Here is a 24,945-nt window from a genome sequence, read left to right as displayed (position 1 = left end):
TTTGACAGGTGTTCGTGAAGATGTTACAGCCGATAACGGATACCTAATGTCATGTAACTGGGGTCGATGCCTTCTGCTTCAAAATAAAATTTAGCTTTGTAACCCACGTAAGGGGAAAACCGTTTGATATCAAACTGGAAACCGACTTGTCCATTAAAGATAAGGTCGTCGATATCTGTGTTTCTAATCTTTTCATAACCTACTCCTCCTCCTATAAAAATACTTGGAAGGTTTTTTAAAGGAAATAGGGTATAAAGATAATCTACTCCCACATAACCGATCTGTTCTGTAGCCAAACCTATTTGTGCTTGTATGGCTTGGCGTTTCGTTAAATCATATTTTCCTTGCAGGCCATAGTATGTGGTGTAGCTAGGTGATTCGAATTGTATCTCTGAGTGCAAACCTATTGAAAAGTCGTTTTCTTGCGCCAAGGCTTGATTGATAAATGGAAAAGTGAATAAAATAAATAATAATTTGGGATAAATTTTCTTCATAAAGTATCGCTGGTATATATAATTTCGCTCAAGATACTATAATTGCAGTAATAAATCGAATATCGTTACACAATAAATAAGTCGCGTAGGATACGACTCCCTGAAGATGATGTTTAGGTTGTTATGGGAAACGCAGGCTTGTTAGCTAGGAGTATTGATTCTGATTACTCGAGGAAATTTGCGTACCATTGTCCCGACGATTTGACAATGCGCTGTTGCGTCTGAAAGTCCACATGCACCAAGCCGAATCTGGGTTGATATCCCTCTGCCCATTCGAAGTTATCTAGAAAAGTCCATACAAAGTAGCCTTTCACCGGAATGCCCTCTTGCTTGGCCCGGAGAACTTGCCCGATGGTAGCTTGTAAATACTGCAATCTTTTAGTGTCATGAACGACGTTGTCTTCAACTTTATCTGGAAAGGCGGCACCATTTTCGGTAATGATCAGGGGTGGCATGTTGGGGTAGGAGTTGAATTTATTCAAAATATGGTACATCGATTCTGGGTATACTTCCCAGTTCATTGCAGTCATTTCTACTTTACGGTCCTTTGCATTTACTATTTTTGCTCTTAGGTACGGGACAAATAAGGAATGCTTAATAATCTCGCGTGTATAATTTTGGACACCGATAAAATCCATATTAAATTTGAGGTCATTTTCATCATTGGCCTTCATATATTGCTCGATTCTTTTCAGGACCTTGATTTCACGAGTTGGATAACCCATTCCCAACAAAGGTTCCAATAGTAACCGGTTGAGTAATACATCTGCTTTTTTAGCCGCAAGGATATCTTTTTCTCGGTCTGTGTAGGGTTCGATATGCGAACAAGAGAAGGTTGTGCCTACCGTGCTGTCCGGTTGTAAAGCTTTAATCACTCTTGCGCCAGCTGCTTGTGCAAGTGCTGCGTGGTGTGCTGCGGCTAAAAAGTAATCCAGCCCCTTCTTCCCTGGAGCATGTACTCCGAAGAAATAACCTGCAGCACTGAATACCGTTGGCTCATTCAAGACCATCCAATGCTTTACCCGGTCACCGAAGTGTTTGACACAGACAGCAACATATTCGGTAAACCAATCTTTGATATCCCGATTTAGCCAGCCTCCCTTTTTATCAAGTGCAAGGGGGAGGTCCCAGTGGTATAGCGTTATCCAAGGTGTGATGCCCAATTCTAGAGAAAGGTCGATAAGTCGATTGTAAAAATCGATTCCCGATTGGTTGACTTCTCCTATACCATTTGGAAGGATGCGGCTCCAGGAAAGTGAAAATCTAAAGTGCCGAATGTTTAAACGATGCATCAAGTATAGATCTTGCGTATAACGGTTGTAAAAATCACAAGCGATATCTCCATGATGACTTTGAAATATCTTGTTTTTTTTCTTTACGAAGATATCCCAAATTGAAGGTCCTTTACCATCAAGGTCATGAGCGCCTTCAATTTGATAAGCTGCAGTAGATACTCCCCAGATAAAATCTTTGCCAAAGGCTTCCTTTTTTAAAAGCATTTATCCTGATGGTTATGGTATGATGGGTAAGACATTTTTTTAACTTTTGTGGAATTTAAAAGGTGAGTAGAACGAACTAAATTGGCCAAGAAATAGACGGAAAACTATTTTATGGAAGAAATGAGTGATCGTTTTCATAATTCAAATATTTTAAACCACAGTGAACATTAATTTGCTTTCCTAAAGCTACGAAGTTATTGTGTACAATTTATTAAATTCATGTTAAGTTTTTGATGGAAGGTTAGGTCTTTAACAGGTTGAGTGTTTAACTCGTTAAGAGTAGCTAAAATACCTAGTATTGGGTATGTTTTGACACCTATTTATGTCATTACTTTGTGTAACAACTTATAATCGCGTATGCAGTTACCAAATCCATATCTCTTAAAGAATGAAGATTTTTTGACTTTGATTCAGGTCATTTGTCCAAAGTGCAAGGATAAAGCGGTGGTTTTGGGCGGGAAGCCATTTCGTAATATAGTGGAATACGAATCTGAAGTTCGTTTTTCGTGCGTTACCTGCGGCTTTGCTTTGGAATTTAGTAACATCCCTAAATTCACGTTGGATGCAAAAAGTAGGAAACAAGATATTCAAGCTAGAGTGTTGATGCTAAATACGTCTTGTGATCCTTTTTTTGGTTTTGATGTTTGGTATAGGGTAGATACGATGTATGGAATGTTATGGGCTTATAATTTGGAGCATCTTAATGCCATTGAATACTATATAAGCGATATGAAACGGAATCGAAATGGGCTACCTTATAAAAATAATAGTATGGGCAGTCGACTTCCGCAGTGGGTGAAAGCGACAAAGAATCGACCTTATTTGCTTAAAATCATCAAGAGGTTAAAGTTGAAATAATTGCATCACGCAACAGCTTTTCGGAAGTAGGGAATGGGGTATGAGCGGTACACTATATCTAAAGATTTACATTGGGTGTTATTGCAGGCATAGGGATAGGTTGCTGCAATAACACCCGCTGTTCTTCTGTCTAGAAGAATTGTGACAAGATAATTTGCTTAAGCATTTAAAGGCTCAATTGTAAAACCTGCATGCTGGACAATTTCGATAACCTCCTTTTCGGTCATCCCATCAGTTTTAATGGTCAGTACTTTGTCTTTTTTTGTCGTGTCGACTTCCCAATGTGCAATGCCTTTGTTATCGTTAAGAAAGGGCGTTACTTTCGTAACGCAGCCACTACAATTAATATTTGTTTTGAATTGAAAATTTTGATTATTGCTTTCCATGTTATTTTAATTTTATTATTTATTGATAATACAAAGATGGGTAAACATAGGCTGTTGAATTTTACGTTATTTCCTATTTGTTTTGTAATATTTAAGACAATACTATTAACCCATACAAATACTTATGACCGATTATCCGCTATTATTTGGTTCTCAATATGCGGAGTTTTATTGTGTCGCATTCGTTTATAGTAGGAAGAAGTGAATCCAGTGTGTTTTTTCAATTGATTGGAGAGATGGGCTGGACTGCTGTATCCTAACATATTAGCAGTTTCTGACAAGGATTGGTCTGTATTGGACAATAAGTCCTTTACTTTTTCAATCTTCCTTGAGATGATGAATCTTTCTAGTGTGCAACCCTCGGAGCTTGAAAAAAGAGCACTCAACGAACTATAGTCTCTGTGCAGCTCGTTGCTGATCCATGTCGAGAACTTAACAGACTCTCCTGTATGCAGTTGTTCCTGTATGCCTTTTTCAACTGCATCTTTAATCTGATCGACGGTCTTTTGATGTTTGTCATATAGCAGATCAAATCCGTTTTTGTTGAGCATGTTTCGGATTACTTGTTCTTCCATGACGATATTACCTGTGTTTTTTAAAATGACCTCGCCCAGACGTATTGCTGCTATCTCCATCCCAAGTTTTTGAAATTCTTCAGAGAGCATGTAAATACACCTGTTGCATACCATTCCTTTTATCAATAATTTCATTTTTCGCTATCGTATTTTAGTTGCTTGCAGTATTATTTTTTCCATTTTAAGCGTAAGCTATTACTGACTACACTTACACTGCTCAATGCCATTGCTGCTCCAGCAATCATCGGGTTGAGCAAAAAACCATTGATTGGAAAAAGGATTCCTGCGGCGATAGGAATACCGATAAGATTATAGATAAATGCCCAGAATAGGTTTTGTTTGATGGTCGCTACTGTATGTTTAGAAAGACGAATCGCCTGAGATATTTTTGATAGATCGGATGAAATAATGGTCATCTTGGCCACATCCATTGCAATATCACTTCCTTTACCCATCGCGATACTCACATCTGCTGTTGCCAGTGCAGTGCTGTCATTAATGCCATCACCGACCATTGCTACTACTTTACCTTGTTGCTGTAATTTTTTTACAAAATCTGCCTTGTGCTGTGGTAGAACTTCTGCTTTGTAGTTGGTTATACCTGTCTGTTGTGCAATGGCTTTTGCTGTAGCCTCATTGTCTCCTGTGAGCATATAAAGTTCGATACCCATCTTCTGCAATTGCTTAATAGCTGCTATTGAGGTTTCTTTGATCTTATCTGAAATAGCCAATGCAGCTAAAGCGTGGGTATTGTCTGCAAACCAGATAACAGTTTTAGATTGCTCACTCCACTTATCCGCGTGAAGTTGCAGCTCATTTGCTATGGATATCTTATTTTCTGCTAATAATTTGGCATTGCCCACAAGGTATGTGACATTATTGTATGCTGCTTTTGCTCCTTTGCCAGTGATGCTTTCAAAATTGTTTAGCGTTATAGCAGTTGTATCTTTTAGATGTTTAACCACGGCCTCTGCTAATGGGTGTTCCGAATGTTTTTCTAAACTCAAAAGAATTTGTTTTGTAGTATCATCCTCTTGTACCCATTTTATATCTGTAACCTGCGGCCGGCCTTCTGTAATCGTTCCGGTTTTATCCAATACGATGGCGCTTACTTTTTTAGCTAACTCAAGGCTTTCAGCATCTTTGATTAAAATACCATTCTCGGCTCCTTTACCCACACCGACCATAATAGCAGTAGGAGTAGCTAGTCCCAAAGCACAGGGGCAAGCGATAACCAGTACTGTGACTGCCGCTAAGAGACCTTGAACCACGCCGCTCTCACCACCTAAGATTACCCATAGCGTAAAGGTGACAATAGCAATACTGATAACCACCGGCACGAATATGCCTGCAATCTTGTCCACTAGCTTTTGCACAGGTGCTTTGCTACCTTGAGCATCTTGCACCATTTTGATGATTTGGGCTAACATGGTTTCTTTACCTACCTTTTTTGCAGTAAATTGAAAACTTCCTTTTTGGTTGATGGTACCCGCAAATACCTTTTCTTTTTCGGTTTTCAATACAGGAATAGGTTCACCACTTAGCATGCTTTCATCCACATAAGAGTTGCCTGATTTTACGATGCCGTCTACAGCAATTTTCTCGCCCGGTTTGACCACTATCACATCGCCAGCGTTTACTTCTTCGATAGGTGTTCGTTTTTCAGTACCATCGGATTGTATGATGGTGACCGTTTTGGGTTGAAGTCCCATTAACTTTTTAATAGCCGAAGAGGTGTTACCTTTAGCTTTTTCTTCTAGCAATTTTCCAAGGAGGATAAAAGCGATGATGACTGCTGCTGCTTCAAAATAAACGTGTGCTTCTAAACCTCTATTGTTCCAAAAATCTGGAGCAACCATATTGAATACACTGAAAATATAGGCAATCCCCGTACTTAGCGCAACAAGGGTATCCATGTTAGCTGAGCGGTGCTTTGCCTGTTTCCATGCATTGATAAAAAAGTCTTTACCCAACCATAGAACGACTGGTGTAGTGAAAAACCACATGATTTCGTTGCCATAAGGCATATCCATAAAGAACATACCAATAATGACCACAGGTAGAGCAAGTAAGACTGCCCAAATAGTTTTAAGCTTTAGTGTACGGAACTTTTTTTCGTGGATTCCTTCTAAAGTTTCCTGTTCTTTGGATTCATCTTCTAGGAGTAGATCGAATCCGATAGACTGAACTGCCTTTTGTAGTGCTAAGGGGTCTGTCATATTGGGTAGGTATTCTACCGATAGCCTTGCAGTTGCAAAATTAACGGAAGCGTTGACTACTCCTTCAGCATATTTGACACCGCTTTCTGTACTGATAGCACAGGACGCACAGGTCATGTTCAGTACAGGAAAAGATTGTTTTATGGTAGTGACACCGTAACCTAGGCCTTGAATGGCTTTAATAGCTGCAGATAGGGTCTCGGTTTCGTTAACTGTAATCTTTGCGCGATGGTTGTTCAGTTCTATTTTGTGGGTATCAATTCCCTTAACCTGTGCAAGGCCTTTATCGACGATTAGTGCACAGTGCTCGCTATCTACATCTTCTAAGGGAAGGTATATTGGTTTCTTTTTATTCGTTGCCATAGTTTGTATCTTTTATTTTACGATACAAAATTGGGAACAAATAACGGCTAGAGTATTGCACTTTGATGGGAAAGAATTGTAAGATTTAAGCGGGAAGTATCAAAATCAGCATGTTTGATTATCGTAGTTTACTGTAATACCGGACGGGTTTTATCATATACTCTATTTTGGAAAATAGTTCATTTTCGGTAAGAGAAATGGTACGGTACGTTTATGGTTGAAGTAGTTTGACTTTGAATATACTATAGGGCAATTGTACGCGATTGACTCCGTTGTTCCACTGAGGATCTTTGAATAATTGCGCACATGAAAAATACAGATAACCGTCGGTGCCTATACCAAGTGAATCAGGCCATAGCAATCGTGGGTCTTGCACGAGCGTATGTAATTTCCCATCAGGGCTTAAATATTTAATGCTGTAATCCAAAGAGGTTGTTAAGTAAATATTCCCATGAGCATCAGCAATTAAACCGTGTGTGATACCTACATCGCTCATATCTTGTACTTTTGATTCCAATGTTGCTGGACTCAAAGTAGTATCAGCTAAATATTTCGTTTCAATGCGGTACAAATTGTTCTTGTTAATGGGTTTAAAATACAAGTACTTAAAATCTTGTGTCAATGCAATGCCATTTACGTTCGAGAGGAATGGTTTTCCTTCCTTGTTGCGCATTTCTGTTCCTTTATATTGAAGTACGATAGTAGAATCCGCCAGTGTAAACGAAGTGTTTTCCAATGTCTTTCTGTGTCTCCCGGTTTCTAAATCTAATACGATAATCGCAGCCTGTCCGGGGTCAGAAAGATAGGCCAGTTTTTTCTCTACATCGATTCGTACATCGTTGAGGCCAGATTTGGTTTTATCAAGATCATCAAATGTATAAATACGTTCTACTAGATTGGTTTTAGTATTAATTTTTAACAGCTTAAATTGTCCATCTGCAGGCTTGTCCGAATCACCAAAAATGGAACCCGATGAAGATGGTTTGGAGTCTAACACCCATAGATTATCCTGTGCATCTATAAACAGATCTTGTACACTTACAAAGTGTGAAGCCTCATCCCCCTGATGATTCCATGTGGTGTCGGGGTAGGGAATACGTTTTCCGTTCACAATCTCGGTCAGCCCATATTGATAGTCTTCGTTTTGTTTAGGAAAAGCGACAAACAATCGATTTGTAGAAGTGACACTTACACCAATAGCTCTATACGCTCCAAAAGAAGCTGCAACTTCCAAACTAGGGCTTATAGGAAGATTATCTTGTGCTTTCATGGTAAAGAACAATAAATGGATAAATAGAAAACTTAATAACATCTTTTTTAACATTTTCATCGGTTTTATTGAAAACTGTAAAATCGAATTTTACAAGACATACCTACATTTGTCTCTCTATATAGTAAAATTCGTGATACCTATTTTATAACGCTTCATCTTCCCTTATTGTTTTAAATGTCTAGCCTAGCTCTCTATATCCATCCCGTTCTTCCACGTCACGCATCATAGCATGAAACACGTGTGCAAGTGTTTCATGTCTGGTCAATGGCGGCTGCCCTTTCCTTAAAACATAATCGGTATACATACCTTGCTGCGCATTCCACTGAAGCCACAATAACAATTCCTGTCTTTTCATGGTAGGTAGCTTTGTGTAGAGCTCTTTTGCCTTGAGTAATCATTTGACTTTAAAATGTCTCCATATGTTTTGGTTGGTGTATACGGTATAATTCTTGAACAATTGGAAGAGATGCGAAGTGGATAGGTTATCGATCTTATCAGTGAAATATCCTGTATTATGGAATCTCTTTCTACAATGAAATTTAGCATTTACTTTTAAAGCTCCTGTAATCAACCAGGCTTTGGAGTTTTTCAATATATTTTATTTAAAAATTTATAGTACTCTAAAGTTGATTCCTATTACAGGAGCTGATGTGGTTAAATACAATGAATTTGTGCCCGAATAGTGTGAAATATTAGTTCTTCGTGCATCATCGCATTTGCGGGTTTGGTATTGAAAAATTAAGGTTTATCTAATATCCTGTTTTTATCAAATAATTAAACTCTTTCTATAATAATCGCATATCCTTGACCTACACCCACACACATTGTTGCTAAAGCATATTTTCCTCCAGTTTTTTGCAACTCTAGGGCGGCAGTGTAGGTGATACGCGTCCCTGACATGCCCAAAGGGTGACCTATAGCTATTGCTCCACCATTAGGATTAACTCTTGCATCATCATCAGCTAAGCCTAAAGCACGGCTACAGGCTAATACTTGTGCGGCAAAAGCCTCATTAAACTCTATTACATCCATTTGGTCCAATGTTAAGTTTGCCTTTTTTAAGGCTTTCTGACTGGCTGTAACAGGTCCAATGCCCATGATACGAGGCTCAACCCCGACAACTGCTGATGCTACGATACGGGCTATGGGTTTTAAATTGTATTTTTCGACAGCTTCTCCAGATGCAATATAAATTGCAGCAGCTCCATCGTTGAGTCCCGACGCATTTCCTGCGGTTACAGTGCCCGCTTCTTTGAATGCTGGTTTTAATTTTGATAAGGCTTCAATAGTGGAGTTTGACCGTACAAATTCATCATTGGTAAAAACAAGTGGATCACCTTTTTTTTGAGGAATAGTGACGGGAATAATCTCTTGTGCTAGTCTACCATTTGCTATTGCTGCTGCTGCTTTTAACTGTGAAGTTAGCGCAAATTTATCTTGATCTTCACGAGAGATATGATACAAGTCTACTATGTTTTCAGCTGTCATTCCCATTGGATCCGTGCCATACATTTTTTTCATCTTAGGATTTACAAATCGCCATCCAAATGAAGAATCCTCCATTTTCGAATCCATTCCAAATGCCTTTGATGCTTTGGAAATCACCAAAGGGCCACGAGTCATATGTTCTACTCCTCCAGCGATAAATATATCGCCATCACCTGCTTTTATCGCACGATTTGCGTGGACAATTGCAGACATCCCCGAAGAACAGAGTCTGTTGATGGTTTCACCAGGTATGGTAACGGGTAGTCCAGCTAGTAAACCTGCCATACGGGCAATATTTCTATTATCTTCCCCGGCTTGGTTGTGACAACCTAGTATGACATCGTCTATGGCATCAATAGGTATATTCGGGTTTCTTTTTACTAATTCAGTAATGGGTATAGCCGCTAAGTCATCTGCGCGTACAGCAGATAATGTGCCTCCAAAACTTCCTACCGGAGTTCGGATTCCATCGATAATATATGCTTCTCTATTCATTTTATGTTCTTTTGAAGTTTTTATCAAAATAATTGAAAATATAAGATGTTACTAAAGTTACAGAAAGTCCAATCAGACAGCCTAATGTGACAAATAAAAATCGTTCTACAGGTGCCCAATAGCTATCTGTTTGATGTTGCATAAGGACAATCAGTAGTGCTACAATTGCGCTTCGTGCAACATTCATTAAATTGGCAAATCGACAGATACTAATGGCGACTAAAATCCCTATCGTTATTTTATAGATATCGTCAAGGGGAATAAAAAAAACTAAAAGCCCCGAAATCGATCCAATAAAATTTGATTTGCTTCTTTCTATCGTTAATTTTTTCGCATCCCTTTCATCTGGCGATATGACTAAAATAATCGATAGTAATGTCCAAAACAATTCAAACTGTGGAAATGCTTTAATAAGAAAATAACCAATTAAAAATCCTGCAATACAGCGGATAATGTAGGCTATAAACGGGGAATGCATGTTAAGAGCTTAACGGCGAATTGAGCTGAAGTTAAGCCTTGTACTTCTTCTAAAGTTGCGCCTGGCATCAGTTCAATTAATGTTAAATTTCCATCAATAAATTCAAATACTGCTTTATCCGTAATAATCATATCAACCGCCTTGAGTGCTGTTAGTGGTAGATCACATGTAGAAACAACTTTAGCGTCGCCATTTTTTTCGGTATGCATCATCGTGATGATGAGTCGTTTTGCTCCAGATGCGAGATCCATAGCTCCCCCGACACCCAATAAGGGTTGACCTGGTACCGCCCAGTTTGCTAAATTGGCTGATTCATCGACTTGTAAACCTCCCATAATGGCAACGTCAACATGTTTTCCTCGAATCATAGCAAACGAATCGGCTGAATCGAAATAAGATGCTCCTGCTAATGCGGTTACCGGAATTTTTCCTGCATTTACAGGATAATCCATAGCACCACCACCATCAATGGGGGTGGGGCCTACTCCTAACATGCCATTTTCAGTATGTAGAATAATTCCGTCTTCTTCAGTGATAAGATCTGCAACTAAGGTAGGGATGCCAATACCTAGATTGACGACATCTCCTTTTTTTAGTTCTTGTAGAGCTCTTTTTGCCATATGCATGCGACTCTCGGATGCTTTTCGACTCGAAGATACGGATGCCGAACTCCCTAGGTCTTCCAAAGTTAAGGTCGCTTGTACGAGATAATCGACAAAAGAACCTGGTGTATGGATGTATTCTGGTGCTATTTCTCCTACGGCTACAATTTCTTCCACTTCTGCAATTACTAAATCTGCGGCAGTGGCCATCGCTCTGTTGAAGTTTTGCTCTGTCATTCGGTATTGAAGATTTCCTGCTGTATCTGCTTTCCAAGCGCGGATAAATGCCACATTACCACGTATGCTTGGAATAAAAACCTGCTCTACATCATTTAAGATCTTTGTTTCTCGACCTTCCGCGAGGGCAGTCCCTGCTGAGGTGGGGGTAAAGAAGCCTCCGATGCCAGCACCACCGGCACGAATTGCTTCGGCTAAAGTACCCTGTGGTAATAATTCATATGCTACAACACCATCTTGCGCTGCTTTTACAGCCTCAGGATTTGATGTAAAAAATGAACCGATCATTTTTTTTAATTGACCGTTTCGTAAAAGGCGACCGCCTCCAATTCCTACCTCACCTACGTTATTTCCAATGAAGGTAAGATTCTTCGTATTGGTCTCCGCTAAAGCATGCATGAGATGTACCGGATTTCCAGTCATCCCGAAACCACCTTGTAATAAGATATCATTATCTTTTACCATGGCAGCAGCTTCATGTAAGGATATTTGTGGTATGGATTTCATGTTGTTTTATTTAATGTTGTGTGAAATGTATAATATGCTTCGCAAATTCTTCGGGGTGCTCCATATTGGATAAGTGAGCCGCGTCCAGTGTCACTAAGCTTGCATTAGGAATCCGTTTTTGCATAAATTTGCCGTCAGTCAGAGTCGTTACCTCATCTGCTGTACCTGCTATAATCAACGTAGGTACTTCAAGCAAATGAAGCTGTTCTCTAAAGTCAGCTTGTGCAACGGCATAACAGCAGGCGGTATATCCTTGTAAGGTATTCGACTCAAAATTTTGTAGGATTTCGTGCACTTTTTGTGGTTCTTTTGCTCGATATGTTGCGGTGAACCAGCGTTCAGCTGTTCCTGTTAAAATACTTTGTAGTCCATGTTCAGTAACTTGTTTTACGCGTGTATTCCAACCTTCTTCGTTTCCGATTTTTGCGGCTGTATTGCTGATGATTATTTTATTAAAACGTGCAGGATGATGTATACCTAGCCATTGTCCTGTTAAACCACCTATGGAGAGTCCACAAAAGTAAACATGATCTAATTTTAAATAATCTAATAATTCGATGACGTCATTTCCTAAATCTGCAATTGAAACCTTGTTTTGATGAATCGAACTGGCCCCATGACCTCTTTTGTCGTACCGCAGTATATTAAAGTGATGGCTTAATACATCAATATTATCTTCCCACATGTGGAGGTTGGTTCCCAGGGAGTTGGAAAGGACCAATGTCTTTTCATGTCCGAAGTTGTCAAACTGATAGTGACAAGTGAAGTTTGAAAATTGAATATTTGGCATTTTTGTATTTTAAATCATTAATTTATATTATCCTAGGTCTCCACCAGCAACAGGGATGGTCACTCCAGTGATATATTTAGCTTCGTCCGAAGCCATAAAGAGGATCGTAGCAACCTGATCATCAATAGTCCCATATTTTTTTTGTAATGAAGAGGAGATGGTTTGATCGACGATCTGTTGGTACCATATTTTTTCATTTGCCGATAGCGGGTTTTCATTCCTTGGTATGTGGCGCTCTGGAGCTTCAGTGCCACCGGGAGCAACTCCGACTATACGGATATTATTGGCCGCTTGTTCAAATGCTAAAGAAGCAGTAATTGCATTTACACCACCTTTAGCAGCAGCATATGGCACTCGGTTTACGGAACGTGTTGCGACAGAGGAAACATTGACTATTACGCCTCCGCCATTTGTTATCATGTGCGGTAGCACGCTTCTACACCCCCATAAGGTAGGAAACAGCGAGCGGTTGACTTCTTTGATGATTTCTTCTTCTTGATAATGTTCGAACGGTTTTGCCCAAATGGTGCCACCTACATTATTAATCAGAATATCGATTTTTCCAAAAGCTTGGATCGCTTGTGTAGATACTTCTTCGAATCCTTGGAAAGTTTCCAAATCCGCTTGAACTGCTATAACATCAAATCCGTTATCAGTTAAATTTTTTGTCAGCTCGAGTACTTTTTCTGAACGATCTACCAAGATCGTTTTTGCTCCTTCTTGTGCTACCCGCTCGGCGACACCTTTGCCAATACCTTGGGCAGCACCAGTAACGATGATAACTTTATTTTTAAATCTATCTTGAAAAATCATATGCTTAAAAAATTATACAGTAAGTGTTCCCGTTGGAATGAATTTCTCAGTATAAAAATTTTTAAAAGTAATTTGTTGCTGCTCTAGGGTAGTTTTTACAGCTTCTACCATAGCATTTGGTCCACAAATATAGATGTCGTAACTATCTTCTTTTAACTCCTCTTTATTCACCCATTGTGTCACAAAACCTGAAGCGAAGGTGTCAGACACCTCATTGGAAACACAAGGATAGGTTAACACTTGTAGGTTTTCAAAGCTTTGAATACGCTGTAGCTCCACTATGTTTTCAGCAGTAGTCGCGCCATAAAATAATTTTATGACCGTGTTATTGACTTCTTTATTTAGTTTCTCTAACATCGCAATAAAGGGAGCGATGCCTGTACCGCCAGCAAAGAATAATGTCGGAGCTGTGATATCTCTACTATAAAAACTTCCTAAAGGACCCGTAATACTTAATGTTTCCCCAACTTTTGCCTGTCTCAAGTAATCGCTCATCAAACCTGTGTTGGGAATAAGTCGAATGATGAATTCCATTTCATCTGTATCTGACAATGATGAGAAAGAATAGGAGCGTGTCTCTGATGAACCAGGAACTAGGATGTTGGCATACTGTCCTGGTAAGAAAGTAATGACGGTACCATCTTTGATCTTGGTTTTCAGTTGGACAATTTCTGAAGACAAGAATACGAGTTCTGTAATCTCAGTTTCATAAGTTGTAACCTCTACTTTACAGGCTGTTGAACTGGCTAATATATCGACTACCATGTCCGATTGTGGACGCATTTGACAAGCTAATCCGTAACCTAGTTCAGCTTCTTCGTCCGTTAATGCTTCATCAATGTAATCTCCAGCATCAAATGTTCCAGATCTGGATAAGCATTTGCAGGTACCACATGCACCATCTGCACAGTCTAAAGGGATATTGATTCCTACTCGGTAGGAGGCCTCGGCTATCGTTTCATAGCCAGCAGTTTCAATAAAACGGGTTATGCCGTCTTCAAAATTTAATGCAACTTTTGCCATAATAATTGTTTTAAATGTGATATATATCTAAAACTTGACGGATATAATCGTTCTTAATGATGACCTTTTTATTGGAAATCAAAAAGGAATCATCGTTCTTTTTTAGGGTATAAAAACTAAGTCCGAAATAAGTATCCGTAGTTTTATAACGGAAGGATAGTGTATTCCAGTTAAAACGGATCTTCACTTCATCTTGATTTTCTTCTATAATTTCGACGTTCGTGATATAGTGACAAGTGCGAGGTTCTGGCATGGAAGCTGATGAACGCTCTGTTTTGATGCGAAATACTCGATCTTCTAATCCTCCCTTATTGGGGTAGTAGATGAGTGAAATCTCGGTTTGTGGATCTTGCGTAAGCTCGTCTTCATCATCCCAACCGGGCATCCAAAAAACACAGTCAATATCATAGCACTTCAACCATTCATCCCATTGCTTGTCATCTAGATGACGAGCTTCTTTGTATAAAAAAGCTAATATATTTTGGTGATTTATCATGATTTATCCTCTTAATCTTCAAGTTTAGTTTTAGAGAGTCCTGCCTTTAGTGAATCTTTCCAAAATTCATGTTGGGTAATAAATAATCCCTCGTCTTCGGATTTAATACCTGAGATGATTGGCTCGATACCCATTTTTTTAGCTTGCTCATCCTGCCCGTAGATCCAATGTGTAGCACCGCGGCTCATGTCATTGTATTTTAAAGCGGTAGAACTGTAAGCGATCTGGCAGGAACGGAATTCTTCTAGATCATCTGGAGTTCCCATACCTGTCACGTTGAAAAAATCTTCATATTGTCGTATACGTATAGCACGCTCATCTGAAGACTCTTCTTTGGGAGCGAAGCAATAGATTGTAATTTCAGATTCATTGACGGATATAGGTTTAATCACACGGATCTGTGTTGAGAATTGGTCCATCAAGAATACATTTGGATACAAACCTAAATTACGAGTCATATTGACCATGAAACCAGCTTTCTCTTCGCCAAATTCGGAGATTAGACGGTCCTTTTGTTGATATATTGGGCTGACTTCAGGATTCAATTTGTTGGTCCATAATAAAATATGGCCGTTGTCAAAACCATATACACCAGCAACAGATTTTGACCAGTTGTTGGCATCTACAGCCTTTGTTCCTTCGTTTTCATAGTCACGTCTACCCATGGTAGCGACATAATTCCAGTGTACAGAAGACACATGATAACCGTCGGCACCATTTTCCATCTGCAGTTTCCAGTTTCCACTGTAGATATAGGATGATGAACCATTTAATACTTCTAAACCTTGTGGAGCTTGATCTACAATTTGGTCGATGATTATTTTTGAGTCGCCTAAATATTCTTCCAAAGAAACTACCTCTGCGTTCAACGATCCGAATAGGAATCCTTTATAGGACTCAAATTTTGCCACTTTAACGAGGTCATGAGAACCTTCACAGCTGAATTGCTCTGGATAGCCTCCAGATTTCCCATCTTTTACTTTTAATAACTTACCAGCATTATTAAATGTCCAACCGTGGAATGGGCATGTAAATGAGGCTTTATTTCCTTTTTTATAACGGCATAATTGTGCTCCTTTATGTGTGCAAGAATTGATCAAAGCATGTAAATCTCCTTGCTTATCTTTCGTAATGACTATCGATTGCCTTCCTATCGTAGTGGTGTAGTAATCATTGATATTTGGAATTTGAGATTCGTGCGCAAGGTATACCCAATTGCCTTCGAAAATATATTTCATTTCCAATTCAAACAATTCTTCATTTGTGAAGGATTCCCGATTATGACGGTATATGCCCTTTTCTTTATCGTGAATTACTAGACTATCTAGATATTCGGAAGTTACTCGATTCATAAGTTAAAATTTAAGACAATAAGCACTTTCTTCGAACCATAACAATTCAAATTTTTGGTGTTAAAAAAAAGTGAAAAATCTGGATTTAAAAGTAATGTTCAAATCCATTAATTGACAGAATACTTTAGTTTATTAGGATTCTAAAGCAGCTCTTTTTCTGTTGTTTTCTCCAGGAGCAGCGGTAATGATCTCACGAACCATATTGAAATCAAAATTAATTTTTGCGAAAGCTTCAGTTTTTCCATATTGGGTAGCGTCTTCAGCAGAAATTCGTTCAATTTGAGGTACCAGTTCTGGACGCGTTGCAAATGCAAAATCATCGAACAATAATGGATCACCATCAATATTGATTTGAGTCGTTAATTTTCTGAAACCTGGTGCAGTTACGAAAAAGTGAATATGCGCAGGGCGAGCTCCATGGCGACCTAATAACTGCATTAATGTATCTGTAGAACCATTAGGAGGACAAGCATATCCAACAGGTACAAAGGACTTGAATTCATATTTGCCGTCTTCAGCCACATTGATTGCGCGACGCAAGTTAAATTCAGGTTGTGAAGAGTCAAAATGCGAATATAATCCTTTTAAATTGCAGTGCCATATTTCAACTTTTGCCTCTGGGATTGGATTTCCTTTTTCATCACGTACTACACCACTCATATAAAGACGTTCTGAATCAGCTTCAATTTCGGTCTCTAATTCTGCATAAGAGGTGGATTCTGGTGATCCAGCAACGTATAGAGGGCCTTCAATCGTGCGTGGAGTTATATTTTCGATACCAGCTTGCTCATCTTCCCAGTCCATCATTACGTCTATAAATTTCTCAATGCCTAATCCAGCATATACCAATCCATATTCATTGTTTTTTCCAGTTTGAGTAAGCCAATCACAAGCTTTCCACATCTCTTCAGATGTGATATCCAGATCAGCCATTGCATTGAACAAGTCTTTCAGTAGACGGTTTACAATCGTTTTTACTCTTTCATTTCCCGCATTTTCATTTTCCGAAGATTGAATTAATGCTAAGGTTTGGTCGATAATTTTTTGATCTATTCTTTTCATGTGAAATCTGATTATTTTTTTAAATATTTTTTATTAAATCAATGTATCTTTTAGGGCATTTGGATGTTTGCAAATACTCGTTATTTTAATTGTCATATATGGGAATAAAGGCAATGAGCTGATGATGCTGTGTAGTTCATCCGGACTTTCTACATCTAAAACGCTGATGTTCGAATATTTGCCAGCTACTCTCCAGAGATAAACCCATTTTCCTGAATTCTGATGTCCCTGTGAACAGGCTTTCTCGCGTGTTATATAATCTGAAATTTTTTCCTCACTCCAAGTTTCTGGAATCTTAACATCCATTTCAACTACGTAAACCATAATTATTTTCTTTTAAATTTTTCAATTTTGTTCATGTCTAATTCGACTCCTAGTCCTGAACCTTCAGGAATTTCCAACGAATAGTTTTGGTAAACGATTGGCTTTTTGACGATATCATCTGTTAATAATAATGGGCCAAAAAGCTCCGTTCCCCAATCTAAATTTGGAAGAGTAGCACATAGATGAGCTGTCGCAAGAGAGCCAATCGTTCCTTCGAGCATGGTTCCTCCGTATAAGGCTATACCTGATGCTTGTGCAATGGCTGCTTGTTTTTGTATATTGGTCAAGCCTCCAGATTTAGCAATTTTAAGTGCAAAAACGCTAGCACCATGTATTTTAGCTAACTTAAAAGCATCTTGGGTCGTTTGCACTGCTTCATCAGCCATAATAGGGACTTCAAAATAAGCTGTTAAACGTGCTAGTCCATCAAAGTTGGTTTTGACTAAGGGTTGTTCTATTAAGTCAATGCCGGCATCTTGCAATTTTTGAATACTGCGTTTGGCTACAGATTCAGACCAAGCTTGATTGACGTCGACGGTGATTTTGATATCTGAACCTACGGCAGCTTTTATAGCTGCCACATGAGCGACGTCAATATCAGGGTCTTGACGACCAATTTTTAATTTAAAGGTATGGTGACGTTTTTCAGCGATTAGTTGTAAAGCTTCTGCTATGTCTTTGTTCGTATCGCCACTAGCTAATGTCCATAGGACAGGAAGTGTGTTGCTTACTGCACCTCCAAATAGGGTAGATATAGGGACATTTAGCCGTTTTCCTTGGGCATCTAAGAGCGCTGTTTCAATTCCGGATTTAGCAAAATTATTACCTGAGACGTTTTTATCCAGTATTTTCATCAGGGCATTGATACGTGTCGGGTCCTGTCCAATGAGTAGGGGAGAAAAATAGGTGTCAATCGCCAGCTTAATTCCTTCTGGAAACTCATCGGCATAAGAGATACCTCCAATTGTAGTGGACTCACCTAATCCTTCTATGCCATCAGAGCTGAATAAACGGATAATGACCATGGACTGTTTTTTCATTACAGCCATAGAAAGATGATGAGGTCTTATTGTTGGTAAATCAACAATTATGGTTTCAATATGTGTTATCTTTATCTGCTGCATATACTAATTTTAAAAGTAAGTGCATAGTCACTTATGTGAGTATCTACTTACTGTATATGCAAACTTACTTTATAATTGATACACGGATATAGGATTATTCTTTTTTTACTAAGACAAATCTGATGCTTATGTTAAATTTCAGAGATTTAGTTCTTTGTGCCTATTTTTTTTCGAAATTCATTAGGTGTCATTCCTGTTTTTCGCTTAAATATTCTTGAGAAATAGCTGGGGTCTTCAAAACCAAGGCTGTAGCAGATGTCAGCAATGGATTTTTCTCCATCGGACAATAATAACTGTGCCTGACTGAGGTAATAATCCATTATCATTTCGCGGGGTGACTTATACGCTATGGTACTGCAAATACGACTTAAATGCCCACTAGTTATCTTTAAATTGGAAGCATATTCTTCAATCGTCTTTTTATAAGAAGAGCTTTCTCTAATAAGTTGCGTGAATCTTCTGTAATAAATAATGGATGCATTATCGGTGCTTAATAAATCTTTTTGTAGTGTTCGAGGTATTCTTCTAAGATGGACGATTAGTTGTCCTACGAGAAATTCCAACATTAATAAGCGCCCCGGTTTTGATTCATGATATTCTTTGATACACTTCAGCATAACTTCAAATACTTCTTCTGAATACTCGCCTGAAACGATACTGGTGGTCTGAAAGGTTTCAATGGCATCTATAACCTCAGCTTCTCTCTTGATCATATGTTCCAATACACTATCAGATAGACTGATGATCCATCCTTTAAGTTCTGAAAGGTGTTCAAAACCATGTTCGGTGTTTTTAGGTATAGTAATGAACGAGGGACCGGTAATCCGGATTTTTTCATTATTGAAAAGTAGGTCTGTTTCGCCCTCGATAATCACGAAAATTTGAAATTGATTATTATGAGCGTGTGATTTTACCGTATTGTTATTCTCTTTACCGATAATGCCAAATGGGTAAACATAGATAAGGCCTTTCGCAAATTCAATTTGATCATGTCCGTATAACCCTTCGAAATATGTTTTATTTTTATTTACCATTTTCGATATTTTTTACTTCCATTATATTCATTCAAGAAGTTTTGCTTGATGACAAATACGAACAGTTTGGTACACAATAACGTAAATATAAAAAATTTCTATCAGATTGTGTAGCTGAAAGAAGGAGAATCATTCAATTGACTCGATAACTAACTTTTGACCGTGCAAGGTCGAGGAGCTTGGCTAGCCTGTGGTATTAGATTAAATTTCTTTATTTGGCTTTTAAAAATCGGTCGGACAAGTATTTACGTACGGGTATATCGTATAGTTTTAAACAGATATAGGCCAAGACAATACTCCCTATTACAACTGCTGCCGCTCCAGGCAACGATTCTTCGAAAGTGAGCTTATTGTTTTTTACCCACGCATAATAGAGATAGATAAAAGGATAATGTACTGTATATAGAGGGTATGAGATATCGCCTAAGAATTTGCATACTCGTGTCGTAAATTGATTGGTGCTTTTTGCAGAAGCTCCCAGATAGACCAGAAGTGGGAAAATCACTAAACAACAAATGGTATCATACAGGCCGTTCATCCATAGGTGCTCGGCGCCACCAATACGTGGTATAGCCAATACCGTAACAATAATCAAACTACACCACCAAAATGATCCCTTTATATGAGCTGGTCTGAAAGTCCGGGAAAGCAACAAGCCTGCGGAAAACGAAAAAAGTAACCGTAAAAATCCTGCGGTAAATTCGATTGTGGTCAGTGAAAATCCAGCACAAATATCTCCATAAGGACCTACGATGGCAAATGTTGCCAGGCCACAGCCCGCAATTAAAACCAGTACAGCTAATGCCTTGGTTGACAATTTACGTATGAATAGTGCATATAAAATATTACCAATATATTCAAAAAATAAGGACCAGCTGGGTCCATTGAGGGGAAACATTTCACCTAAGCCACGGACTTCGCTCCCGGGAATAGCGGGGATTAGCAATGCATTTAATAGCGTAGCACCAAACAGCGCCATGACTGTTACTTTTGATACGTCCCACACGGAGGATTCTTGAAAGTAAAACAGAATACCACCTATGACAGCGCCCATCACGACCATAGGATGCAACCTGACGATCCTACGTTTGATAAAATCTTTTGTAGTCGTTGTACGCCAACGATCATCATAAGCATAACCGATGACAAACCCAGATAAGATGAAGAAAAAATCGACAGCTAGATAACCATGATTGATTCTTTGATCTACATGGCTGGTTGCAAAAGCTTCGAATATGTGGAAACAGACAACCATGATAGCCGCTACTCCTCGCAATCCATCGAGCACATTGTAATGTGGTCTACCTCCAGTTAAAGTAGCTGTTGAAACTTGTGTTTTGAGCATAAATTAAAATACGATTATAAGCAATTTTGGTTTTTTGATAGAAAGATGGTGAATATAGGGAATTATCACAATTATAAAAATAATATTGGACATCATTTGAGAATTGATTCTGAAGAAGAACTAGTTCAATGAAATGTGTTTAACGCGTGAAATTGTATCGTACTTTTTTAATCGTACGATATAGCTTGCTGTAAGTTTTTAAAAAAAAAAAAGAAATTTAAATTGATTGTGCCAACACTAGAATGGAAGATACTTTTTTGTAAAGAGAGGGGAGTAAAAAATAGTTTTGTGATGCGTAATTTGATAGAATTAGCACATGGATATAGCAGGTCAGATTGGTCACATGAAAATTGCTAAATGTATAGATTTTACTGTAATCAATAATTACAGTAAAATCTATACTAAAATTATGTTGAATCAATGGCTAAGATAAACTACCTAAACTTTTTGCTTCGAAAGTAGCAAGCTCGTCAAATTTTTCTGCTTGAATTTTCTGTACCCAATTTGGATCTTGCAAAATAGCTCTGCCTACGGCTACTAAATCAAAATCTCCTCGATCATATCTACGGATCAATTCATCTAGTGGTACAGATGCAGATTTTGATTCAGCATTTGTAAATACATCACCAAAATCTTTATCAAGACCTACCGATCCAACGGTAATGGTAGGTTGTCCCGAAACCTTTTTCAACCAGCCAGCAAAATTTAGATCGCTACCTTGAAACTCAGGTTCCCAATAGCGACGTTGACTACCATGAAAAATATCGACACCTGCATCTACCAAAGGTGATATCCACTCCTCTAATTCTACAGGTGTTGCTGCCAATTTTGCTGTGTAATCTTGTTGTTTCCACTGCGACAAACGTAGGATGATAACGAAGTCAGGACCTACAGCCTGACGCATGGCTTTTACGACTTCAATTGCAAATTTTGATCTTTCTTTAATCGTTTTGCCGCCAAACTCATCTGTCCTGTGGTTCATACCCTCCCAAAAGAATTGGTCGATTAAATAACCATGCGCTCCGTGGATTTCAAGAGCATCAAACCCCAAATCTTTTGCTGCTTTTGCAGCATTTGCGAAAGCCTGTATTGTATGCTCTATATCGGCTAAGGTCATGGTGTCTGGACTTTCAAAAGGTGCAGGTGGAGTCCATTGCATGGGTGTATTGCCTACATGCCATATTTGAGGCGCTATTTTTCCACCTTTTTTATGAACAGCACCCACCACATTTTTCCAACCATTTAAGGCTTGCTCACCATAAAAATTAGGAATGTCCTTTAGATTCTTTGAAGAAGGTCTATCTATAACTGTACCTTCTGTGAGAATCAGTCCAACTTCTGCCGCAGCACGACGTTCGTAGTAGCCTTTTACGTCGTCGCCAGGGATACCATCTACAGCAAATGCACGCGTCATAGGTGCCATGACAAAGCGATTTTTAAGGACTAGATTTTTATATTCAAATGGACTAAAAAGTGTTTGTATGCTCATTTTTTTTTATTTTAAATCGTATAACATTGCAAATATATTTCAAATAGTATACATTTGTAACTATTGATAGTATAAAGTAGTTACCTTTGAGTAACTATTAAAGAATATTCACATGAAACGAACTGAATTTAAGAGTTGCTCATGCGCGATGCAACGCTCTATGGGGATTTTAGGAACGAGGTGGAAACCCGTTATCATCTATACCCTGCGTGACCGAAAAGCACGTTTCGGACAATTAGATGCAATGATTGAGCATATTTCAAGAAAGGTATTGACCACATCGTTGAAAGAATTGGAAGAAGATGGTATTATCTTTAGAGAGGAGTTCAAGGAACTACCGCCCAGGGTAGAATATTCATTAACTGGAAAAGGCAAAGCTTTGATACCGATTATGTGCCAATTGGCAAAGTGGAATGAAGATTTTTATGAAGAGCCAGAGATGGCTATGGTTTAACGCTATAAAGAGCATCTGATTACATAAGTTTATTTTTTTAGGAAAAAGCAAATACGCAGCCAAGTTTTTCTGCAGAAATATAGATGGTTCAATTTTCTATTCGATGGAATTAAAAGATAAGGCGTGTGAGATATTCATCTCACACGCCTTATCTTTTAATCACACTCTTGATTATAGTAAAATATGAATTTATTTTTTGAATATTATCCTCTCGTTAACCAACCTCTACGCCCTGCTGTTGCGATGGCATATGGCGTGATCCAAAATAAAGAGAATGCATAAAATATACTGTAGGTATAGGCCCAAAATGCTTCTTTCTTATTTTCGTTTTTTGATGCGAAAAAGAATGCTTGTATACTTGAGAAAATCAATATACCTACAAACGTAGCACTCAAAAACATGAGCGGATAATGGAATATTGTCCACAACATTAAAAGGAGTAGGGGATAAGAAAGCAATACTTTCTTCCATTGCATAATCAATAAGATACGTGTACCCAATTTTGGACCTTTACGGAAGTTTGTAAAGGCAAAACGACTCATCATAATATTTTCACGAACATTACTTCTTTCCCAACGGATAAACATCTTGTACAGATTTTTGTAACGTACAGGTGTGTCGGTATAGACAAAAGCATTGGATTGAAACAGTACGTGATAACCTTGTTTCAAGATCATATTGGTCATGGCGCGATCTTCGCCAATATCCGATGGCTGGTTCATAAAAGTTTGGTTGATCCAATCTTCCAGACAATTCATCACCGCATCTTTTCTATAGGCAGATAAAGCCCCTGGTGTACACATGACAGTCCCTAAAACACTTTGTGCCGAACGTACAAATTCAAAACTGAATGTAAAACTAACGCTGAGCATACGTGGTATAATTGCTTTTTTATTATTCAGCACACGTACATTTCCAGCGACTGCACCACATTCTTTCTTTTTCACGAATGGGGAGACCATATTTCGGAGCGTATCTTTTTTTACTACCGAATCACTATCAACAGTAATAAAAATATCGCCTTTACCTAATTTAAAACCACGATAGAGGGCATGGCGTTTACCCATATTCTTTGGTTGTTTATAAATTTCTACACGATCACCCAACTCTTCCTTAGCTCGTTGTATCCATGCAAAGGTATCATCCTTGCTGCCATCATCGATAGCGATTAGTTGGATCTTATGTTCCGGGTAATCGCTATTGGCAAGACTACGTAAAGTATCGTAGACAAGATGTCCTTCGTTGTAAGCGGGTACAATGATAGTACAAGTTGGTAATTCTTCATCCGATACCGTAGCAATCGGTTTATATTTAAGATGTAAGATTAGTAAAAAAATGATAAAACTGATGCTTGATAAAAGCAAGAAAATTCCTAATCCAATGAGTAGAGTGCCACCGATGCTATTCAAACGTTCGAAGCGAAGTGTCTCGAATTCTGTCTGGAGCATATAGATGCCGAATAATGATGATGAAAATATCAAAAAGGTGAAAGCCCAAATACTATATTCTTTGAGACCATATTGATTGGTTTTACGTTCCAAAATATTATTTAGTTGTTTCGATTGCTGCTCATTTGAATTCAATACAGCAGGCATTACTTGCTTTTTAGCCTCCAGTGAGGGAGTGAGAACTTCTTCCATATAATCCATATTCTTTTTTATTATTAGTGTGTTAATGCATTTGATCTTGTTGACAAATGACAAACTTACCTTTGTAATAAAAATATTACGAATCCCTAATTACAAAAGACATGCCCCAATATTTTATGAAAATTGAACACAATTACTAATTGTAACAAATCTGATATAAATATTAGTTGTCTAATTAACTGATTTATAGTGTTTTTGGTCCTTTTGCATTCTCCCGTATGCGGTAAGAAAATGTCTGTTAAATAAGTAGAGATTTAAGGTTTTTTAACATTTCAGTTTTTTGTTTGTCATGTAGCTTTGTCTGATTGCTATTGTTTGTGTACACTTGACATGAGCTGTAAATATCACAATCTATAGTATCCATTCATAAGCGAGGTTGACAAAAATAGTTGTAAATTGCTATGACCAAAAGCAACATACATGATATTAATCAATAAGCGGGTATGGGATCATGTGGTTGATAGTGAATTGTTTAATATATGGTCTGGAATTTCTGAAATCTGGTTTTACCAAGAG

24 protein-coding genes are annotated in these 24,945 nt (G+C 38.3%); 2 read left to right on the top strand and 22 right to left on the bottom strand.

What is annotated here, in order from left to right; all coding sequences use genetic code 11:
• Positions 1–23 precede the first annotated feature (23 nt).
• Both KO02_RS15435 and KO02_RS15430 read right to left on the bottom strand, forming a co-directional pair.
• Positions 24–494, bottom strand: a complete 471-nt coding sequence (locus KO02_RS15435) for a hypothetical protein (RefSeq protein WP_038699688.1) — start codon at positions 492–494, stop codon at positions 24–26.
• 164 nt (positions 495–658) lie between these two features.
• Positions 659–1,993, bottom strand: a complete 1,335-nt coding sequence (locus KO02_RS15430) for a GH1 family beta-glucosidase (protein WP_038699686.1) — start codon at positions 1,991–1,993, stop codon at positions 659–661.
• 357 nt (positions 1,994–2,350) lie between these two features.
• Here KO02_RS15430 and KO02_RS22885 point away from each other — a divergent pair, with 357 nt between their 5' ends.
• Positions 2,351–2,851, top strand: coding sequence for a hypothetical protein (locus tag KO02_RS22885; RefSeq protein ID WP_051959972.1), 501 nt, complete (start codon positions 2,351–2,353; stop codon positions 2,849–2,851).
• A 158-nt stretch (positions 2,852–3,009) separates the two neighbouring features.
• Here the strand turns inward: KO02_RS22885 and KO02_RS15420 are convergent, their stop codons facing one another.
• The 19 genes from KO02_RS15420 to KO02_RS15335 form a co-directional block, all read right to left on the bottom strand.
• Positions 3,010–3,237 (bottom strand): heavy-metal-associated domain-containing protein, encoded by a 228-nt coding sequence (locus tag KO02_RS15420; protein ID WP_038699684.1) that lies wholly within the window; start codon positions 3,235–3,237, stop codon positions 3,010–3,012.
• Positions 3,238–3,359: 122 nt separating this feature from the next.
• Positions 3,360–3,947: a helix-turn-helix domain-containing protein gene (locus KO02_RS15415; RefSeq protein WP_038699682.1), complete on the bottom strand. Its 588-nt coding sequence runs from the start codon at positions 3,945–3,947 to the stop codon at positions 3,360–3,362.
• Between the two features lie 32 nt (positions 3,948–3,979).
• Positions 3,980–6,394, bottom strand: a complete 2,415-nt coding sequence (locus KO02_RS15410) for a heavy metal translocating P-type ATPase (protein WP_038699680.1) — start codon at positions 6,392–6,394, stop codon at positions 3,980–3,982.
• A 211-nt stretch (positions 6,395–6,605) separates the two neighbouring features.
• Positions 6,606–7,718 (bottom strand): SMP-30/gluconolactonase/LRE family protein, encoded by a 1,113-nt coding sequence (locus KO02_RS15405; protein WP_235212270.1) that lies wholly within the window; start codon positions 7,716–7,718, stop codon positions 6,606–6,608.
• 127 nt (positions 7,719–7,845) lie between these two features.
• Positions 7,846–8,022, bottom strand: coding sequence for a hypothetical protein (locus tag KO02_RS23825; protein WP_158500302.1), 177 nt, complete (start codon positions 8,020–8,022; stop codon positions 7,846–7,848).
• Positions 8,023–8,441: 419 nt separating this feature from the next.
• Positions 8,442–9,650, bottom strand: coding sequence for a 3-oxoadipyl-CoA thiolase (pcaF, locus tag KO02_RS15400; RefSeq protein ID WP_038699676.1), 1,209 nt, complete (start codon positions 9,648–9,650; stop codon positions 8,442–8,444).
• A 1-nt stretch (position 9,651) separates the two neighbouring features.
• On the bottom strand, positions 9,652–10,128 hold the full coding sequence (locus KO02_RS15395; RefSeq protein WP_051959971.1) for an FUSC family protein: 477 nt from the start codon (positions 10,126–10,128) through the stop codon (positions 9,652–9,654).
• Positions 10,110–11,474 (bottom strand): 3-oxoacid CoA-transferase, encoded by a 1,365-nt coding sequence (locus KO02_RS23365; protein WP_081918407.1) that lies wholly within the window; start codon positions 11,472–11,474, stop codon positions 10,110–10,112. The genes KO02_RS15395 and KO02_RS23365 overlap by 19 nt, the downstream gene beginning before the upstream one ends.
• Positions 11,475–11,484: 10 nt before the next feature.
• The gene (gene pcaD / locus KO02_RS15385; protein WP_038699674.1) at positions 11,485–12,264 is read right to left on the bottom strand and encodes a 3-oxoadipate enol-lactonase; all 780 of its coding nucleotides are present in this window, start codon (positions 12,262–12,264) and stop codon (positions 11,485–11,487) included.
• A gap of 27 nt (positions 12,265–12,291) precedes the next feature.
• A complete protein-coding gene (locus KO02_RS15380) occupies positions 12,292–13,077 on the bottom strand; it encodes a 1,6-dihydroxycyclohexa-2,4-diene-1-carboxylate dehydrogenase (protein WP_038699672.1) in 786 nt (261 codons plus the stop codon).
• Positions 13,078–13,089: 12 nt separating this feature from the next.
• Positions 13,090–14,100, bottom strand: coding sequence for a benzoate 1,2-dioxygenase electron transfer component BenC (gene benC / locus KO02_RS15375; RefSeq protein WP_038699670.1), 1,011 nt, complete (start codon positions 14,098–14,100; stop codon positions 13,090–13,092).
• A 10-nt stretch (positions 14,101–14,110) separates the two neighbouring features.
• On the bottom strand, positions 14,111–14,596 hold the full coding sequence (gene benB, locus KO02_RS15370) for a benzoate 1,2-dioxygenase small subunit (RefSeq protein ID WP_144243341.1): 486 nt from the start codon (positions 14,594–14,596) through the stop codon (positions 14,111–14,113).
• Positions 14,597–14,607: 11 nt separating this feature from the next.
• Positions 14,608–15,948 carry a Rieske 2Fe-2S domain-containing protein gene (locus KO02_RS15365; RefSeq protein WP_038699666.1) on the bottom strand — a complete coding sequence of 447 codons (1,341 nt, stop codon included), beginning with the start codon at positions 15,946–15,948 and terminating at the stop codon, positions 14,608–14,610.
• A gap of 132 nt (positions 15,949–16,080) precedes the next feature.
• Positions 16,081–17,010: a dioxygenase gene (locus tag KO02_RS15360; RefSeq protein WP_038699664.1), complete on the bottom strand. Its 930-nt coding sequence runs from the start codon at positions 17,008–17,010 to the stop codon at positions 16,081–16,083.
• 33 nt (positions 17,011–17,043) lie between these two features.
• On the bottom strand, positions 17,044–17,334 hold the full coding sequence (locus KO02_RS15355; RefSeq protein ID WP_038699662.1) for a muconolactone Delta-isomerase family protein: 291 nt from the start codon (positions 17,332–17,334) through the stop codon (positions 17,044–17,046).
• Between the two features lie 2 nt (positions 17,335–17,336).
• On the bottom strand, positions 17,337–18,458 hold the full coding sequence (locus KO02_RS15350) for a muconate cycloisomerase family protein (RefSeq protein ID WP_038699660.1): 1,122 nt from the start codon (positions 18,456–18,458) through the stop codon (positions 17,337–17,339).
• A gap of 146 nt (positions 18,459–18,604) precedes the next feature.
• Positions 18,605–19,492 carry a helix-turn-helix domain-containing protein gene (locus tag KO02_RS15345; RefSeq protein ID WP_038699658.1) on the bottom strand — a complete coding sequence of 296 codons (888 nt, stop codon included), beginning with the start codon at positions 19,490–19,492 and terminating at the stop codon, positions 18,605–18,607.
• A 211-nt stretch (positions 19,493–19,703) separates the two neighbouring features.
• On the bottom strand, positions 19,704–20,837 hold the full coding sequence (locus KO02_RS15340; RefSeq protein WP_038699656.1) for an acyltransferase family protein: 1,134 nt from the start codon (positions 20,835–20,837) through the stop codon (positions 19,704–19,706).
• A 424-nt stretch (positions 20,838–21,261) separates the two neighbouring features.
• Positions 21,262–22,326 carry an NADH:flavin oxidoreductase gene (locus KO02_RS15335; RefSeq protein ID WP_038699654.1) on the bottom strand — a complete coding sequence of 355 codons (1,065 nt, stop codon included), beginning with the start codon at positions 22,324–22,326 and terminating at the stop codon, positions 21,262–21,264.
• 112 nt (positions 22,327–22,438) lie between these two features.
• Here KO02_RS15335 and KO02_RS15330 point away from each other — a divergent pair, with 112 nt between their 5' ends.
• On the top strand, positions 22,439–22,780 hold the full coding sequence (locus KO02_RS15330; protein WP_038699652.1) for a winged helix-turn-helix transcriptional regulator: 342 nt from the start codon (positions 22,439–22,441) through the stop codon (positions 22,778–22,780).
• A gap of 203 nt (positions 22,781–22,983) precedes the next feature.
• Here the strand turns inward: KO02_RS15330 and KO02_RS15325 are convergent, their stop codons facing one another.
• Positions 22,984–24,420 (bottom strand): glycosyltransferase family 2 protein, encoded by a 1,437-nt coding sequence (locus tag KO02_RS15325; RefSeq protein WP_200878557.1) that lies wholly within the window; start codon positions 24,418–24,420, stop codon positions 22,984–22,986.
• Between the last annotated feature and the right edge of the window lie 525 nt (positions 24,421–24,945).

Origin of the sequence: Sphingobacterium sp. ML3W (assembly GCF_000747525.1) — a bacterium.
Classification (GTDB): Bacteria; Bacteroidota; Bacteroidia; order Sphingobacteriales; family Sphingobacteriaceae; genus Sphingobacterium.
The sequence above is the reverse complement of the archived record's forward strand: the minus strand, read 5'-3'. Positions and strand labels throughout refer to the sequence as shown.

Coding starts and splice junctions, on each gene's coding strand:
- KO02_RS15435 (WP_038699688.1), bottom strand. CDS start 494: ATGAAGAAAATTTATCCCAAATTATTATTTATTTTATTCACTTTTCCA.
- KO02_RS15430 (WP_038699686.1), bottom strand. CDS start 1,993: ATGCTTTTAAAAAAGGAAGCCTTTGGCAAAGATTTTATCTGGGGAGTA.
- KO02_RS22885 (WP_051959972.1), top strand. CDS start 2,351: ATGCAGTTACCAAATCCATATCTCTTAAAGAATGAAGATTTTTTGACT.
- KO02_RS15420 (WP_038699684.1), bottom strand. CDS start 3,237: ATGGAAAGCAATAATCAAAATTTTCAATTCAAAACAAATATTAATTGT.
- KO02_RS15415 (WP_038699682.1), bottom strand. CDS start 3,947: ATGAAATTATTGATAAAAGGAATGGTATGCAACAGGTGTATTTACATG.
- KO02_RS15410 (WP_038699680.1), bottom strand. CDS start 6,394: ATGGCAACGAATAAAAAGAAACCAATATACCTTCCCTTAGAAGATGTA.
- KO02_RS15405 (WP_235212270.1), bottom strand. CDS start 7,718: ATGTTAAAAAAGATGTTATTAAGTTTTCTATTTATCCATTTATTGTTC.
- KO02_RS23825 (WP_158500302.1), bottom strand. CDS start 8,022: ATGAAAAGACAGGAATTGTTATTGTGGCTTCAGTGGAATGCGCAGCAA.
- pcaF (WP_038699676.1), bottom strand. CDS start 9,650: ATGAATAGAGAAGCATATATTATCGATGGAATCCGAACTCCGGTAGGA.
- KO02_RS15395 (WP_051959971.1), bottom strand. CDS start 10,128: ATGCATTCCCCGTTTATAGCCTACATTATCCGCTGTATTGCAGGATTT.
- KO02_RS23365 (WP_081918407.1), bottom strand. CDS start 11,474: ATGAAATCCATACCACAAATATCCTTACATGAAGCTGCTGCCATGGTA.
- pcaD (WP_038699674.1), bottom strand. CDS start 12,264: ATGCCAAATATTCAATTTTCAAACTTCACTTGTCACTATCAGTTTGAC.
- KO02_RS15380 (WP_038699672.1), bottom strand. CDS start 13,077: ATGATTTTTCAAGATAGATTTAAAAATAAAGTTATCATCGTTACTGGT.
- benC (WP_038699670.1), bottom strand. CDS start 14,100: ATGGCAAAAGTTGCATTAAATTTTGAAGACGGCATAACCCGTTTTATT.
- benB (WP_144243341.1), bottom strand. CDS start 14,596: ATGATAAATCACCAAAATATATTAGCTTTTTTATACAAAGAAGCTCGT.
- KO02_RS15365 (WP_038699666.1), bottom strand. CDS start 15,948: ATGAATCGAGTAACTTCCGAATATCTAGATAGTCTAGTAATTCACGAT.
- KO02_RS15360 (WP_038699664.1), bottom strand. CDS start 17,010: ATGAAAAGAATAGATCAAAAAATTATCGACCAAACCTTAGCATTAATT.
- KO02_RS15355 (WP_038699662.1), bottom strand. CDS start 17,334: ATGGTTTACGTAGTTGAAATGGATGTTAAGATTCCAGAAACTTGGAGT.
- KO02_RS15350 (WP_038699660.1), bottom strand. CDS start 18,458: ATGCAGCAGATAAAGATAACACATATTGAAACCATAATTGTTGATTTA.
- KO02_RS15345 (WP_038699658.1), bottom strand. CDS start 19,492: ATGGTAAATAAAAATAAAACATATTTCGAAGGGTTATACGGACATGAT.
- KO02_RS15340 (WP_038699656.1), bottom strand. CDS start 20,837: ATGCTCAAAACACAAGTTTCAACAGCTACTTTAACTGGAGGTAGACCA.
- KO02_RS15335 (WP_038699654.1), bottom strand. CDS start 22,326: ATGAGCATACAAACACTTTTTAGTCCATTTGAATATAAAAATCTAGTC.
- KO02_RS15330 (WP_038699652.1), top strand. CDS start 22,439: ATGAAACGAACTGAATTTAAGAGTTGCTCATGCGCGATGCAACGCTCT.
- KO02_RS15325 (WP_200878557.1), bottom strand. CDS start 24,420: ATGGAAGAAGTTCTCACTCCCTCACTGGAGGCTAAAAAGCAAGTAATG.